We start from the raw sequence: 12,867 nt of genomic DNA on the forward strand, positions 1-12,867 counted from the left end.
AGCGATGACCTGGACCAACCCCATCGACAAGCTCCAGATCCCGCAGGACTGGGCGAACCATGTGGTCTACGGCGGCGCGATCGGCGCGGGCCTGATGGCTGCGCACGTCGCGCCCGTGCACGCGATCGCCGCGGTGCTCGCCGTCGGCGCGGCGAAGAAGGTCGTCGACTTCTTCAAGGAAGGCGAGCCGGTGTGGATGTGCGTCGGTAAGACGATCGTCGGCGCGGTGTGGCCGGCGTCGATCTGGCTGCTCGAGCTGGCCCAGTCGTCGTCCCGCTAGATCCGCCGCACCTCGTCCTGGAGGAGCCGCCGCAGCTTGTACAGCGCGACGAGGTGCGCCCCTCCCGTGTCCTCCTTCCAGACCTGCTGAACGATCTCGCGGTAGTGCTCTGCCTCGTCCAACACCCGCCGCATGCGCACGATCTCGATGATGAGCGTGCGCACTTCGTGCCCTTCGGGATACCGGCGCCAGATTTCGCGCAGCTGGCGCGCGGTGGGCGACTGGATGGAGGGGAGTGGCTTGGGCATGGCACGACAGATACTGTATATGCGTACAGTATCGGGGGTCCGGGCGGAGCCCGTCAAGCCCGGGAAATTTCTGGAAGATGAAGATATCGGCCCATGCCAGATAAGACCGAGGGATTGTGGTATATTCCAATATTCTTGCGCAAGTCTTTGATTTTTATATGTAATACGTAAGGATTGTGATTCCTGTCGTCGTGGGTTCGAGTCCCATCAGCCACCCCAAAGAATTCCAAGCGGTATCAAGTTGTTAAAAACGGCACTGTCCCAAAAGACAGTGCCGTTTTTGTTTTGGAATTCCAAAATCGGGAATTACAGGCCTCGTCGCTTTACGATCTTCATTCGATCGTTGTGCCGTCCGCGTAACCGACCAACAACACGACACTCTGGTCTTTGTTCCGTGATCGTGAGCTTGGTCGAATCGAGAAACGCCTGGACGAACAGAAACGACGACGACCTCGGCAACGAACAATGCCGCTATACGCACAACCCGCGCTTAACGATCGACCACATTGCTCGCAATCCCCGCCTGAACCGTTCGGGTGTTTCGAAAAACCACCCACGACCACAAAGCGCCACCCGCCACCTTTGCGACGAACTGCAATGCGGCGATCGTCGGAAACACTGCCCCAAACGCAATAAGCGGAAAGACGATGGAGTCGACAGCCGCGCCCGCGACGTTCGCACCGTTGGCGCGCGCCAGTATCGGAAAGCGACGTGCGAGTTGAAACACGATTGCACTTGCCATGGCTGCCGAACCGAACGCTACGAGAGACGCGAGGGCGATTTCCTTGGCAGCGGGATTGAGCGCGTAACTGACTACGCCCGCGGCCGCGATCAACGCAAGCATCCTCGACCAAAGCGCGCGGCCGCGCCAGTCCAGGTGGAGCCGGTCTCGAATCGCGAGATCGAGTCCGATCAGAAAGAACGCGATGATCGGTGTAGCAGCCGGTCCGAAATGAGCGACCATCAGGTTCGCGACAGCGACTGCTGCGATATAGATCAAGACGTACATGATTCCCCTGCAATGAAGAGTGCGCGCTGCGTCGATTCGGAGCCGAAGTTTGCCATACGTGGCTGACTCGACGGACGGGTGCTTCGCTACGAGCAAGCCGGATGGAGCTTCGCACGGTTGGCGGACGGCCAGGGTGGCGAGCGACAGGATATCGTCACTGTGTCGCCGGTTTTCATCAATGGATATCCGACGCGAGACTGGATGGCCGTATCCCGTCGACGTGATGTTGCGAAGTTTCCTGTCCCGGCTAAGGTTCTTGCGCCCCGTGCCGTTATCTTCCATGGACAGCCCTCGTGCCTCGAATGCTGATCCGTTTTCTTGCCTGCTCGCGTTTCGCGTGAGCAGGCTTTTTTCGTTTTTGGCCGCGCTTTGCGCATGAATGGCGGAACGGGACAGGGATTTGGCGTCAACCGACGGTGCTCAACAATCTTACATTGGTGTAATGTGTCAGCTTCCTCGTGCCCTCATGCTTTGCAGGGCCGTTCGATCCCGACGACCAATGACGGAGTCGGGATTTTTTTTGCCTGCATCCCGTTGCACTGGCAACGAGTTGCGACGATGCCCGGCGGCCGGCGGCCGGCGGCCGGCGCCGACATGATCGCGTCAGACGTGAAGAAGACGCGCGCTGGCGAACGTCACGAGCCACTGGGTGGCGACGGCGCATGCAGGGTACGCGACGATAACGTGCGGAGTACGACGCCTTGATTTCGTCGTCCAGTGACGGGCCGACACGGTATCGTTCGAGCGCAGCGTCGTTGGGGGGCATGCGCCAACGTGCGGAATATTTTTGCGGCGAGACGTCCCGATCAAGAGGGCAAGCTGAGTGGGGCCACCGAAGCCGGAAACCCCGGCGCGCTGCGTGAGCAGGATCTCGGGCGACTTCTCACCGCGGCGCCACTGCAATGACATGACCGACGAGGATTGGGATCGCGCGCTGGCGGACGGCTTCACGAAGCTCGGAAACCGGGATCTGGGGATGAAGGGGGAACTGGCCGGATCGCGCTATCTCGCTGATGGCTTTGCTCAGGGCAAGACGTGGTCGTCGTTTACGCGTCCGTACAAGATCCGGGCCACCGACCGCATCACGACGGCGGGCAACGCAGTGCACGTGCTCGCGACGCCTGTGCGCTCGCAGCCGAGGGCGTGATGACGAACGGGGCCGTGGTGCTGTCGCCGATCATCGTGATGAAGCTCGCACCGGTTGGGGGCGTTGCGCTCGGGCAGTGACGCGATCCGAGCGGCATGCGGGCGAACCAATTGCTGCGGCATTGTCACCAAATGGTGAGTTGCCGCACAGATCGTTGCGCAGCCCACGCTCACAATTTGGCCGGTTGACCGTTCTTCCCCGGCCCGGTCAACCATTTCCCCGCTCGCTCGCGCAGGAGCGGGGGCTTTTTGCCCGTCCGACGCGGGAAGGCTGCGTCGACGGAACCGGACAGGCGTCCGGCGGGCGGCGTGATCGCATCGATTGCGCGCCCCGGCATCCGTTCGCCTGATCCGCACGAATCGCTTTCCTCGTGCCTGAGCGAACCCTCAGGCCCATCGCCGGTTTCGGCCGGTGATGCCTTGGTCCCGGCGGCGCGCAAGCATGCCGCCGGGATATTTTTTGCGCCGGATGCGTTGCATCACATGCCGCACGGCGGGCAGGCCGCTCCGCTCAGCCAGCCTGTTCGACGCTGGTTTCCCATCCGTCGTAATCCCCTCCGAGTGCACGCACTTCGTGGTTGATCGCGATCGTATGGCGCGTGATGTCGGCGAGCGCCGTGGTGCCTTCATGTGAAAACCGTACGGCCGACTTGCCGTCCTCGGTGGGCGCAACCGATTCGACCGGATAGCCTTTCGATTCTGCCCAGTCCGCGAACTGATGCGCGTCGCTCGGGTCGGGGAAGTACGCCCAGTGCATCACGCGCCGGCTTATGTCGCTGGCGTCGCCTTTCTTCCGCAATTCATCCAGCACGCGCATGTCGCGCATGATCAGCCAGTCGTCATCGGTCGGGTAGAGCGTCTGCCAGTACGCTTCCTTGTCCGGATCGTCCTGGTGCGCGTACTGCAGTGCGTACGTCGTCTGATCGGCCAGCGCGTCGACGATCTCCGTTGCTGCCTCTGCGTCGAACGGCACGTAGAAAAGGAAATCGCGATGGCCTTCGACGGTGATGCGGCCAACCTGCACGCCCCCTTTCGCGGTGATCGTGGCGTCGAGCAGATCCTCGATCTGCGCGAGACCGGCGAATTCGTCGCCGGTCGGCAGGCCTTCCTGCGTCGGATGCGCAAAGGGGACGCGCACGCTGAGCAGCGATGTGCGCGGATCGCCTTCGGCGATTTCCGCAAAGCTGTGATTGAAGCTGATGAAAGCCTGATGGTCGCCCATTCTGGCAGGGAAGGTTCCCCAGGCGTCAGTCATGTGTTTCTCCCGTGCACGATTGTCTGTTGACGGTTGTAAAGCGTCCCAATGTATCATCGAAAATCGCGTGGGCCGGAGAAGCGCACATGATCGCGAGTCTGGGCATCCTGGCGCCGGTCGAAGACGACCGCTTCCGGGCGGTGGTGGATTTCTATCGGTTGGTGCTCGCGCTGCCCGTGCTTGCCGAAGGCGTGTCGGCTGCGGGGAATCCGTGGTATCGCGTTGTCGTGGATGGAGCGACGCTGACCATCCATACGGGGAGCGGTGGCAAGTTTCCGTACCCTGAGTTTCGTCCGACCGGCCATGGCATTGCGCTGGCCATCGAAGTGGCGCATGTCTCGGAAGCCGTCGCGCGACTCGAATCGAGTCGCGTCAGTATCCTGAACGAATGGGGCTACGGTGACGGCACGATCGCGATTTCCGTGGCGGATCCGGCGGGAAACGTCTGCGAGATCTGGGGCAGTCCGTGACCGCGCATCGGTACGGCTGACCGCAAAAAATTCGAAGGAGATGCCGATGTCGACGTTTGCGGTGAATGGCGTGCGAATCGATCCGCTCAGCGCGCGCGTGACGCACGTGCGCTGGGCGGCCGTGAATCCGGCTGACCGGTCGTGGGCGGCGACGCCAAGCGAAGCGCCGGTGGCGGACGTGGCGCGTGCACTCGCGTCCGGAAACGATGTCCGCGCAATCTTCTCGGCATCGGACGCCACCGCGATCGGGCCCAGGCTGAAACGCGTGTTGTATCGCGATGCATCGGAAGGTATCGAGCTCGACATCGATGCAACGAACGAGTCGCGCACTTTGCGCGACCTGCCGCAAATCTGACCGGCCCGGCATGCGCCAGCGAGAGCGCGTGCCGCCGCATGAATGGCGGCAGCTGGCCGAATGGCCGCTCGCGCGACGTCGATCGCGAGGAGTAGCATTGGATGACCGTCATGCTGCAACGGCGGTTGCGCCGAACGGTCTGACGGGGCACGTGATATTGAGCGAGCCCGTTTTACCGGAAGCGAATATCGCAAACGCGTACGAGATCATGTCCAGACCGCTCATCGCCCTGTTGGCATCCGCTCTTTGTCTCGCGCTGTCGGCTTGCCAGACCGCGCCCGAGCTGCCTCCGCTGCCATCGCCCGACACCGCGTCGGCTGCCGCGGCCGTTCCGGCATCGTCGACGTCCGAGCCGATCCGTGGCGTCGGCCAGGCACCTCATCTGGCAGGGCAGAGTCACTGGGCCATTGGTCAATGCACGACGAACGGCACCGTCAAGGTGTGCAACTGAACATGATCGATGCCGACGGAGCGTGGCCCGTTCCGCGCGGACGAAGGCGCGTTGTCGTGCGTCGTTGCTTACCTTCGTCGATTCCGATCATTTCCTGTCGACATGCCGCCTGTCTCGGCGCATCGATCGGGTGTCCGACCTCAATGAGCCGGTTGTCGTCGATGTGAGCGATTGCGCGATGAACGACGAAAGCGAAACCTCCGATTCCGGCTGGCGTGTGGATCCCGACGCGGGAACTGTCGTCGGTCAGTTGCCGGTGACGCTGGCGGTCGACGGCCGGAGCCTGAGACGAAGGGCGATCGTGTGCGCGATGCTGGCCGTGGCGACCCTGTGCGGTTATGCGGCTGCTCCGGCGCTATGGCCGGTGGCGGCACTGGCCGTGTTGCTGGCGCTGGCGGGGGCTGCCTTCTTCGTGTCGTCGCGGCGCAGGATGGCGCTGCATGTCGACGAGACGGGCTTCAGGCTGATCGGGGCTTTGCGCGAGCAACCCGTCACGCCGTGGCGCGACGTCACCGAATTCCGGATCATCAGCGTGGCCGGAAATCGCTATATCGGCTACCAGTTCTCGGCGCTTTCATCGCGCAACAAGGTACCCGGTGGCGTGATGCTGCCGATCGCCCGGTTTGCCGATCTGCCGCTCGATGCAGTGGCCGGATTGCTGGAGGCATGCCGCCGGCAGTTCGGCGTACCGGACAACGAGGCCGACCGACCAGGTCGATGACGTCCGACGCGGGAGCCCGCGTGTGCCGATATCCGAGAAAAAAATGTCGGGTGCGGTGTCGATTTCCGCCAGGTTCGACCGTCGTAGCATCGGGGGCGTGCGCATCGCGCGTCCGTCCCGATTCCGATACGACAACCGACCGAAGGAGCGACACCCATGTCCACGTCCGTCAAACCGATCCCGGAAGGAATGCGCACACTGACGCCGCACCTGATCTGCGCCGGCGCAGCAGCGGCCATCGACTTCTACAAGCGCGCGTTCAATGCAAGCGAACAGTTTCGCCTGGCGATGCCCGACGGCCGGCTCGCGCACGCGTGCCTCGTGATTGGCGATTCGACACTGATGCTGGTGGATGAAATGCCCGAGCATGGCGCGCTCGGGCCGAAGGCACTGAAAGGCACGCCGGTCTGCCTGCACCTGTACGTGCCGGACACCGACGCGGCGATTGCGAAGGCGGTCGCGGCCGGCGCGACGGTCACGATTCCGGCTGCCGACATGTTCTGGGGCGATCGCTACGGACAGGTCGAGGATCCGTTCGGCCATCGCTGGTCGCTCGCGACGCATCAGCGCGACCTGACGCCCGAGCAGATCGCGGAGGCCATGGCCAGCGCGCCGCCGTGCGGAAGCTGACGCAACCACGCAACCGCAGTTGAGCGGCAGGGCGGCGGCAGGCGCTTGCGCCCGGTCCGTCCGCGCTTACGTGCCTGCCGTCTTGCCGCGCTGCTTGTCCTCGTACATCCGTTGATCGGCCGAGGCGAGCAGGTCGGCCACGTCGTGATGGTGTGCGGGATCGTAGTCGACATGCCCGACGCTGAACCGGATGTCATAGCCGCGTGCGTCGGTCGCGTTGCGCAGCGCGAGCGCACGTGTCACGCGTTCGACCGGCTCGGCGACGTCGGCCGGATCGGTGGCGCTCAGCAGCACGACGAATTCGTCGCCGCCAAGCCGGGCGATCACGTCGCTGTCGCGCAGTGCGCCCGTCAGCGTATCGGCGAATGCCTTGAGCGCGCGGTCGCCTTCCGCGTGGCCGAAGCGGTCGTTGATCGACTTGAAATCGTTCAGGTCGAAAAACAGCAGCACCGCGTGACGGTCGAGGCGATCGCACAGGCTCAGCACGTGGCGGGCGAGAATCTCGAAGCCGCGCCGGTTGGTCAGTTGCGTGAGTTCGTCGGTGGTCGCGAAATGCAGCGCGGCGATCTCGCGCTCGGTCATGTGGGCGAGATCGCCGAGCAGCGCGAGTTCGTCGGGTTCGAGCGAGCGCGGCCGTGTATCGATCAGGCACAGCGTGCCGATGGGTGCGCCGTTCGGTGCCGTGAGCGGTCGACCGGCGTAGAACCGGATGCCGGGCACGCCGGTGACGAGCGGATTGTCGTGGAAGCGGTTGTCGTTCAACGCATCCTGAATCACCATCGTATTGCCCTCGAGCAGCGCATGGGCGCAGAACGACACGTCGCGCGACGTTTGCGCGACGTCGAGCCCGGCATGGCTCTTGAACCACTGGCGATCGTCGTCGACGAGGCTGACGAGGGCGATCGGTACGTCGAACAGCCTGCGTGCGAGACGCGTCAGGCGATCGAAGCGCTCTTCGGGCGGCGTGTCGAGGATCGAGAGCGAATGAAGCGTATCGAGCCGGGCCGCCTCGTCGGCTGGTTTCGGTGCGATTTGCATGGGCCTGGTCTTTTCTCCCGGCTGCGAGGCCGGTTAGGGGGCGTATGTCGGACAGTATCGCGCATTGTTCGGCACATCGCCACGTTGCACATCCGCCTGCCGGTGGTTTCGCCCCGGCACGAATCGATGCAGATGGGGGGAGAAGCGGGCGTCATGGACCCGGCTTTCGCACCAACGCGAAATCGGAGGCGCGGTAGCTCAAGGTGCGCGGCGCAGTGCCGTAAACAGGGCGAGTCCATTCGTTCATCGCTTCCCATCGCTACCCATCGCACCATGGTTCGATTTCTGTACGCGGGCTATCTCGCGTTTGCGCTGTATCTTCTTTATCCGATGGTTCAGAACACGCTGGCATTCGGCGTCGTTTGCGTGAGCAGCGCGCTGCCCGGCGGCTCGCCGACGTCTTCGGCGAGCGGCACGAGCGGACAGACGAATCGCTGTGCACCGACGACGCACGCCGGTGCGGCGAACGGACGGACGCCCGACATCCATTGAGTGTGGCGGCGCGCTGGCCATTCGGCTGAATTGAGCTTCGCGCCGCGCTCGTCGATCATCAGCAGCACGGCGGATCGAACCCGGGGCGAGCGCCCCGCGGCCTGCCTCAGTAGCTGGAGCGGTACGGCGTACCCTGGTCGAAGCGGCTTTGCCAGTGCGTGAGATAACGCGACGCGAGTTGCGGGTTGTTCCATACCACGACGACGTTCTCGGAATTGCGGCTGGCCGCCGATGCGCTGTAGTTGAACGAGCCCGTTTCGACGTGCTCGGCGTCGATCACGAGGTACTTGTCGTGATGGATCGCATAGGCGTCGATCGTCCGCGTCGGAATGCCGGCGTTGACGAGCAGGTTCAACGCCTGCTTGCTGCTCTTTGCGCGATTGCCCTTGTCGTCGACGACCACCGCGACATTCACGCCGCGTCGCTTGGCGGCGAGCAGTGCGCGCGTGACAGGCGGCGACGTGAACGAATACGCGGCGACGCGGATCGAGCTGCGCGCGGCGCCGATCGCTTTCAGCACGAGCGCTTCGGCACCGCCGTCGGGCGAAAACGCCGATTCGACGACCTGTCTCGCGGGTGCTTCGTGGGTGGGGGCCGGCAGCCAACGCGACACGAGGTCGATCGCCTGCTGGAGCAGTGATTCACTTTGCGTCTTGCCGAAGGCGGTGAACGGAGTGGCGAGCAGGGAGGCGGCGAGACAGGCAGCGGCGAGGCGATTGCGCAACAACATCTTGGACAGCGAACAATTTCGAGACAGCGGGCCGTGAGTGTAACGCAGACGTGGCGGCCCGGTCACGCATGGATGAGACGGGATGCGTCATCGCGATGACCGCGATGGCAGAGGCGGTGACGCAAAGTTGCGTTGTGCGGGATTCGCGTGCGTGATCGCGTTGATCAGAGGATGCGGGCGATGGCAGCGCGCGATTGGGCGTGCGTTGCTGGCGGAGTGGGAGAGTACGAGCCCTGCGCGAGTGCAGCCGGGCGGGCTAGACGCGGCACGCAACAGCAGCGTGAGTGCGACTAACGATCCGTGGACGTTACGCGTTCATTCACGGCTGCACGACGCTGCATCAATGCTCGTCCGCGGGCGCCCCGGCTGCCTCGGCTGCGATCCAGCCGGGGCCACGCTCCGGCTGCACGTCGTGTGCGTCGAGCGGTTCGCCGCACGCGGAGCATACGGTGACCGCATGCATCAACTGGCCGCAAGTGCGGTGACGCAGCAGCACCGGCGGCCCCTGGCCGTCGTCTTTCCAGCGGTCGCCCCACGCCGTCAGCGCGAGCAGGGTCGGGTAGAGATCGAGCCCCTTGTCGGTCAGCCGGTATTCGAACCGCGGCGGCCGCTCCTGATACGCGCGCTTGAACAGCACGCCTTCGTCAACGAGTCGCGCGAGCCGCTCGGCCAGCACATGGCGCGTGAGGCCCAGCTGGGTCTGGAACGCGTCGAAGCGGCGGCAGCCGAGGAACGCGTTGCGGAGGATCAGCATGGTCCAGCGGTCGCCGAGCACGGCGAGCGTACGCGCGACCGAACAGTTCAGCGTGCCGATGTCATCCCATTTCATCGTCGAGTCTCTTGCATCCTTTGCTGCGGTTCAGCGAAACAGTGGGTTCGATTATAGAACCCGTCTTCGGTTGCAACGGGCCCGACCACGTTGACAACGGCAGCGGTCGTTGTCAATAATCAGTTCCAATTTAGAACTTACTAGCGCGGCGACGCGCTTTCAACCCGGAGACAACCCGATGAACCCGCTTTCCCTGTCTGGTCTCGATCTGCTGCGCGCGGCGGTATCGGGCGATGCGCCGCTCGCATCGATTTCCGAGACGATCCCGATGCGTCCGCTCGACGTCGAGCTCGGTTATGTGAAATTTTCGGCGCGGGCGGACGGCCGGCATTTGAATCCGCTCGGCGGCGTGCACGGCGGGTTCGCCGCGACGGTGCTCGACTCGGTCACCGGGTGTGCGGTGCATTCGATGCTGGATGCGGGCGTCGGCTACGGCACGGTCGATCTGCATGTGAAGATGCTGCGGCCCGTGCCGCGCGATGTCGACCTGGTCGCAGAAGGGCGCGTGATTCACCTGTCGCGCTCGCTGGGCGTCGCGGAGGGCACGCTGAAGACCGCGGACGACAAGATCGTCGCGCATGCGTCGGCAACCTGCTTCATCCAGCGGCCGCAGTAACCGCGGGCGGCAACGCCATCGCCCGGGCCGCCGCGTGAACCTCCTTCCCGGCGCCGAAGGCCGGCTGTAAGCGTAGGCGGGGCCTGTCTGAAGCGGTCGCTTCAATGTGATAGCGTTCCTGCTTTCCACCGACGCGACAGGAACAGCATGGAATACCGCACACTTGGCGATTCGGGCATCGAGGTCAGCCTGATCGGCCTGGGCACGATGACGTGGGGCGAGCAGAATTCGGAGCGCGATGCGCACGAGCAGATCGACTACGCGATCGGGCAGGGCGTCACGCTGATCGATGCCGCGGAGATGTATCCGGTGCCACCGAAACCCGATACGCAGGGGCGCACCGAGGCGTACATCGGCACCTGGCTCGCGCAGCATCGCGCGCAGCGCGAGCGCATCGTGCTCGCGACGAAAATCGCCGGGCCGGCGCGGCAGCCGCACAATCCGCGCCATATCCGCGGCGAAGGCAACCAGTTCGACCGCAAGAACCTGACCGAAGCGCTCGACGGCAGCCTCAAGCGCCTGCAGACCGACTACGTCGATCTCTACCAGCTGCACTGGCCCGATCGCAGCACGACGACGTTCGGCCGTCCCGCCTATCCGTGGGTCGACGACGCCTACACGGTGCCGATCGAGGAAACGCTCGGCGTGCTCGCGGAATTCGTGAAGGCCGGCAAGGTGCGCGCGATCGGCGTGTCGAATGAAACGCCTTGGGGCGTCGCGCAGTTCCTGCGCGCGGCCGAGAAGCTCGGGCTGCCGCGCATCGCGAGCATCCAGAATCCGTACAGCCTGCTGAACCGCACGTTCGAGAACGGGCTGTCGGAATTCACGCACCGCGACGGCGTCGGCCTGCTCGCGTATTCGCCGCTCGCGTTCGGCTGGCTGTCCGGCAAGTACGAGAACGGCGCGCGTCCGGCCGGCGCACGCATCACGTTGTTCGAACGCTTCCAGCGCTACAGCAAGCCGCAGGCAGTCGAGGCGACGTCGCGCTATGTCGCGCTCGCGCGGCGTCACGGGCTGTCGCCTGCGCAACTCGCGCTTGCGTTCGTCAACAGCCGGCCGTTCACGCGCAGCAACCTGATCGGGGCGACGTCACTCGAGCAGTTGAAGGAGAACATCGGCAGCGTCGACGTGAAGCTGTCCGACGAGGTCCTCGCCGAGATCGACGCGCTGCACGAACTGCAGCCGAACCCTGCGCCGTAAATGGCGCCCGGCCCGCGCGGCAGCGATGCCGCGACGGGCCGCACCGGCGGCACAGCCCTGCGCCGCCGTTTCTTCCGTTATCGCATCTTGAGCCGGGTGCGCGCGACGAACAGCGCAGCGAGGCTCAGCAGCGCGCAGCCCATCAGATAGAGCGCCGGCGACAGCCGGTTGCCGGTTGCGCTGATCAGCCAGGTGATGACGAACGGCGCGAAGCCGCCGAACACCGTGACCCCCGTGTTGTAGCTGACCGCGAGCCCCGTAGCGCGGGTCTGCGACGGGAACAGCTCGGCCATCAGCGCCGGCAGCGCGCCGCAGTACATCGCCTTCAGCGCACCGATCCAGACCAGCGCGGCGAGCATCGTCGCGAACGACGCGTGACGCGTGAGCCACGCGAACGTCGGGTACACGGTGACGAGCATCATGACCGCCGCGACCGCCATCATTCGGATCCGCCCGGTGCGATCCGACAGATGGCCGACGATCGGCGTGACGAGCGTGAGCACGAAACCGGTCGCGAGCGTGGCCGCGAAGCCCGTCGATGCGGGCAGCCCGAGTTGCTTGATCGCGTAAGTCGGCATGTACAGGATCATGTAGTTGATCGCGGTCGAGATGACGAGCGCGCCGATCGACAGCAGCACCCGCACCTTTTGTTGCGCGAACAGCTCGCGCACGGGCGCTTCCGAGCGCGCCTGCGTCTTGAACTCGACGCCTTCGTCGACGTAGCGGCGGATGTACAGCCCGATCGGGCCGATCGCGAGCCCGAACAGGAAAGGCACCCGCCAGCCCCAGCTTTCGAGTTGCGCGGTCGTCAGCGTGGATGTCAGCAACGCGCCGAAGCCCGATGCGAGCAGCGTCGCGAGGCCCTGGCTTGCGAACTGCCAGCTGGACATGAAACCGCGCCGCTGCGGTGCGTGCTCGACGAGAAACGCGGTCGAGCTCGCGAATTCGCCGCCCGCGGAAAAGCCCTGCATCAGCCGCGACAGCATGATCCCGAGCGGCGCGAGTATGCCGATCGACGCGTAGGTCGGCATCAGCGCAATCAGCAGCGTGCCGGCCATCATCATCGCGATCGACAGCAGCAGCGACGCCTTGCGGCCCGCGCGATCCGCGTACGCGCCGAGCACGAAGCCGCCGATCGGCCGGATCAGGTAGGACAGCCCGAACGTGCCGAGCGTAAGCATCAGCGACGTCGCTTCGCTGGTGGCGGGGAAGAACAGCTTGGCGATCGTGACCGCGAAGAAGCCGTAGACGATCAGGTCGAACCATTCGAGTGCGTTGCCGATCGACGCCGCGAAGATGATGCGCCGGATCTTCGCGGCGCTGGGGCGGGCGGCTTCCTGCGAGGTCAGGGTGGTCGTATTCATCGTGTATGCAGGTCCCGTGAAAGGGGCGAAGCG

At 64.6% G+C, this 12,867-nt stretch carries 17 protein-coding genes; 10 read left to right on the forward strand and 7 right to left on the reverse strand.

The genetic code is table 11. The features are described from left to right. Positions 1-4 precede the first annotated feature (4 nt). Entirely contained in the window at positions 5-280 is a 276-nt protein-coding gene (locus FFS49_RS09005; RefSeq protein ID WP_137910331.1) for a hypothetical protein, read from the forward strand. Here the strand turns inward: FFS49_RS09005 and FFS49_RS09010 are convergent. Both FFS49_RS09010 and FFS49_RS42550 read right to left on the reverse strand, forming a co-directional pair. Beyond that, positions 277-528, reverse strand: coding sequence for a hypothetical protein (locus FFS49_RS09010; RefSeq protein ID WP_137910330.1), 252 nt, complete (start codon positions 526-528; stop codon positions 277-279). The genes FFS49_RS09005 and FFS49_RS09010 overlap by 4 nt on opposite strands. Before the next feature lie 490 nt (positions 529-1,018). Next, positions 1,019-1,819, reverse strand: a complete 801-nt coding sequence (locus tag FFS49_RS42550; RefSeq protein ID WP_224755839.1) for a VUT family protein — start codon at positions 1,817-1,819, stop codon at positions 1,019-1,021. A 625-nt stretch (positions 1,820-2,444) separates the two neighbouring features. Here FFS49_RS42550 and FFS49_RS09020 point away from each other — a divergent pair. Beyond that, positions 2,445-2,684 carry a hypothetical protein gene (locus FFS49_RS09020; protein ID WP_175918267.1) on the forward strand — a complete coding sequence of 80 codons (240 nt, stop codon included), beginning with the start codon at positions 2,445-2,447 and terminating at the stop codon, positions 2,682-2,684. A 510-nt stretch (positions 2,685-3,194) separates the two neighbouring features. Here FFS49_RS09020 and FFS49_RS09025 read toward each other — a convergent pair. Continuing rightward, positions 3,195-3,938, reverse strand: a complete 744-nt coding sequence (locus tag FFS49_RS09025; protein WP_105815881.1) for a DUF695 domain-containing protein — start codon at positions 3,936-3,938, stop codon at positions 3,195-3,197. Positions 3,939-4,024: 86 nt separating this feature from the next. Here FFS49_RS09025 and FFS49_RS09030 point away from each other — a divergent pair, with 86 nt between their 5' ends. The 5 genes from FFS49_RS09030 to FFS49_RS09050 all read left to right on the forward strand — a co-directional run bounded on the left by FFS49_RS09030 (position 4,025) and on the right by FFS49_RS09050 (position 6,565). Next, positions 4,025-4,408, forward strand: coding sequence for a VOC family protein (locus tag FFS49_RS09030; protein ID WP_105815880.1), 384 nt, complete (start codon positions 4,025-4,027; stop codon positions 4,406-4,408). A gap of 46 nt (positions 4,409-4,454) precedes the next feature. Continuing rightward, entirely contained in the window at positions 4,455-4,763 is a 309-nt protein-coding gene (locus tag FFS49_RS09035; protein ID WP_039359025.1) for a phosphatidylserine/phosphatidylglycerophosphate/cardiolipin synthase, read from the forward strand. 208 nt (positions 4,764-4,971) lie between these two features. Continuing rightward, positions 4,972-5,214 carry a hypothetical protein gene (locus tag FFS49_RS09040; protein WP_105815922.1) on the forward strand — a complete coding sequence of 81 codons (243 nt, stop codon included), beginning with the start codon at positions 4,972-4,974 and terminating at the stop codon, positions 5,212-5,214. A 178-nt stretch (positions 5,215-5,392) separates the two neighbouring features. Then, positions 5,393-5,935, forward strand: a complete 543-nt coding sequence (locus FFS49_RS09045) for an aspartyl-tRNA synthetase (protein WP_105815921.1) — start codon at positions 5,393-5,395, stop codon at positions 5,933-5,935. 156 nt (positions 5,936-6,091) lie between these two features. Beyond that, positions 6,092-6,565, forward strand: coding sequence for a VOC family protein (locus FFS49_RS09050; RefSeq protein WP_027787493.1), 474 nt, complete (start codon positions 6,092-6,094; stop codon positions 6,563-6,565). A 66-nt stretch (positions 6,566-6,631) separates the two neighbouring features. On the opposite strand, the gene FFS49_RS09055 is transcribed toward FFS49_RS09050, so the two are convergent. Then, positions 6,632-7,603 (reverse strand): sensor domain-containing diguanylate cyclase, encoded by a 972-nt coding sequence (locus tag FFS49_RS09055; RefSeq protein ID WP_105815879.1) that lies wholly within the window; start codon positions 7,601-7,603, stop codon positions 6,632-6,634. 273 nt (positions 7,604-7,876) lie between these two features. Between FFS49_RS09055 and FFS49_RS42555 the strand changes: the two genes are divergently transcribed. Then, a complete protein-coding gene (locus FFS49_RS42555; RefSeq protein ID WP_083417743.1) occupies positions 7,877-8,095 on the forward strand; it encodes a hypothetical protein in 219 nt (72 codons plus the stop codon). 106 nt (positions 8,096-8,201) lie between these two features. Here the strand turns inward: FFS49_RS42555 and FFS49_RS09065 are convergent, their stop codons facing one another. Continuing rightward, positions 8,202-8,825: a phospholipase D family protein gene (locus FFS49_RS09065; RefSeq protein WP_105815878.1), complete on the reverse strand. Its 624-nt coding sequence runs from the start codon at positions 8,823-8,825 to the stop codon at positions 8,202-8,204. A gap of 340 nt (positions 8,826-9,165) precedes the next feature. Next, positions 9,166-9,654, reverse strand: a complete 489-nt coding sequence (locus FFS49_RS09070) for a helix-turn-helix domain-containing protein (protein ID WP_105815877.1) — start codon at positions 9,652-9,654, stop codon at positions 9,166-9,168. Between the two features lie 178 nt (positions 9,655-9,832). Between FFS49_RS09070 and FFS49_RS09075 the strand changes: the two genes are divergently transcribed. Both FFS49_RS09075 and FFS49_RS09080 read left to right on the forward strand, forming a co-directional pair. Continuing rightward, on the forward strand, positions 9,833-10,270 hold the full coding sequence (locus FFS49_RS09075) for a PaaI family thioesterase (protein ID WP_039358790.1): 438 nt from the start codon (positions 9,833-9,835) through the stop codon (positions 10,268-10,270). A gap of 147 nt (positions 10,271-10,417) precedes the next feature. Continuing rightward, the gene (locus FFS49_RS09080) at positions 10,418-11,470 is read left to right on the forward strand and encodes an NADP(H)-dependent aldo-keto reductase (protein WP_105815876.1); all 1,053 of its coding nucleotides are present in this window, start codon (positions 10,418-10,420) and stop codon (positions 11,468-11,470) included. Between the two features lie 77 nt (positions 11,471-11,547). Here the strand turns inward: FFS49_RS09080 and FFS49_RS09085 are convergent, their stop codons facing one another. Next, the gene (locus tag FFS49_RS09085) at positions 11,548-12,834 is read right to left on the reverse strand and encodes an MFS transporter (RefSeq protein WP_105815875.1); all 1,287 of its coding nucleotides are present in this window, start codon (positions 12,832-12,834) and stop codon (positions 11,548-11,550) included. Positions 12,835-12,867 lie beyond the last annotated feature (33 nt).

This window comes from Burkholderia sp. 4NA327C6 (assembly GCF_005502655.1).
In the GTDB taxonomy this organism is placed as follows: domain Bacteria; phylum Pseudomonadota; class Gammaproteobacteria; order Burkholderiales; family Burkholderiaceae; genus Burkholderia; species Burkholderia contaminans.

Coding starts and splice junctions, on each gene's coding strand:
- FFS49_RS09005 (WP_137910331.1), top strand. CDS start 5: ATGACCTGGACCAACCCCATCGACAAGCTCCAGATCCCGCAGGACTGG.
- FFS49_RS09010 (WP_137910330.1), bottom strand. CDS start 528: ATGCCCAAGCCACTCCCCTCCATCCAGTCGCCCACCGCGCGCCAGCTG.
- FFS49_RS42550 (WP_224755839.1), bottom strand. CDS start 1,819: ATGGAAGATAACGGCACGGGGCGCAAGAACCTTAGCCGGGACAGGAAA.
- FFS49_RS09020 (WP_175918267.1), top strand. CDS start 2,445: ATGACCGACGAGGATTGGGATCGCGCGCTGGCGGACGGCTTCACGAAG.
- FFS49_RS09025 (WP_105815881.1), bottom strand. CDS start 3,938: ATGACTGACGCCTGGGGAACCTTCCCTGCCAGAATGGGCGACCATCAG.
- FFS49_RS09030 (WP_105815880.1), top strand. CDS start 4,025: ATGATCGCGAGTCTGGGCATCCTGGCGCCGGTCGAAGACGACCGCTTC.
- FFS49_RS09035 (WP_039359025.1), top strand. CDS start 4,455: ATGTCGACGTTTGCGGTGAATGGCGTGCGAATCGATCCGCTCAGCGCG.
- FFS49_RS09040 (WP_105815922.1), top strand. CDS start 4,972: ATGTCCAGACCGCTCATCGCCCTGTTGGCATCCGCTCTTTGTCTCGCG.
- FFS49_RS09045 (WP_105815921.1), top strand. CDS start 5,393: ATGAACGACGAAAGCGAAACCTCCGATTCCGGCTGGCGTGTGGATCCC.
- FFS49_RS09050 (WP_027787493.1), top strand. CDS start 6,092: ATGTCCACGTCCGTCAAACCGATCCCGGAAGGAATGCGCACACTGACG.
- FFS49_RS09055 (WP_105815879.1), bottom strand. CDS start 7,603: ATGCAAATCGCACCGAAACCAGCCGACGAGGCGGCCCGGCTCGATACG.
- FFS49_RS42555 (WP_083417743.1), top strand. CDS start 7,877: ATGGTTCGATTTCTGTACGCGGGCTATCTCGCGTTTGCGCTGTATCTT.
- FFS49_RS09065 (WP_105815878.1), bottom strand. CDS start 8,825: ATGTTGTTGCGCAATCGCCTCGCCGCTGCCTGTCTCGCCGCCTCCCTG.
- FFS49_RS09070 (WP_105815877.1), bottom strand. CDS start 9,654: ATGAAATGGGATGACATCGGCACGCTGAACTGTTCGGTCGCGCGTACG.
- FFS49_RS09075 (WP_039358790.1), top strand. CDS start 9,833: ATGAACCCGCTTTCCCTGTCTGGTCTCGATCTGCTGCGCGCGGCGGTA.
- FFS49_RS09080 (WP_105815876.1), top strand. CDS start 10,418: ATGGAATACCGCACACTTGGCGATTCGGGCATCGAGGTCAGCCTGATC.
- FFS49_RS09085 (WP_105815875.1), bottom strand. CDS start 12,834: ATGAATACGACCACCCTGACCTCGCAGGAAGCCGCCCGCCCCAGCGCC.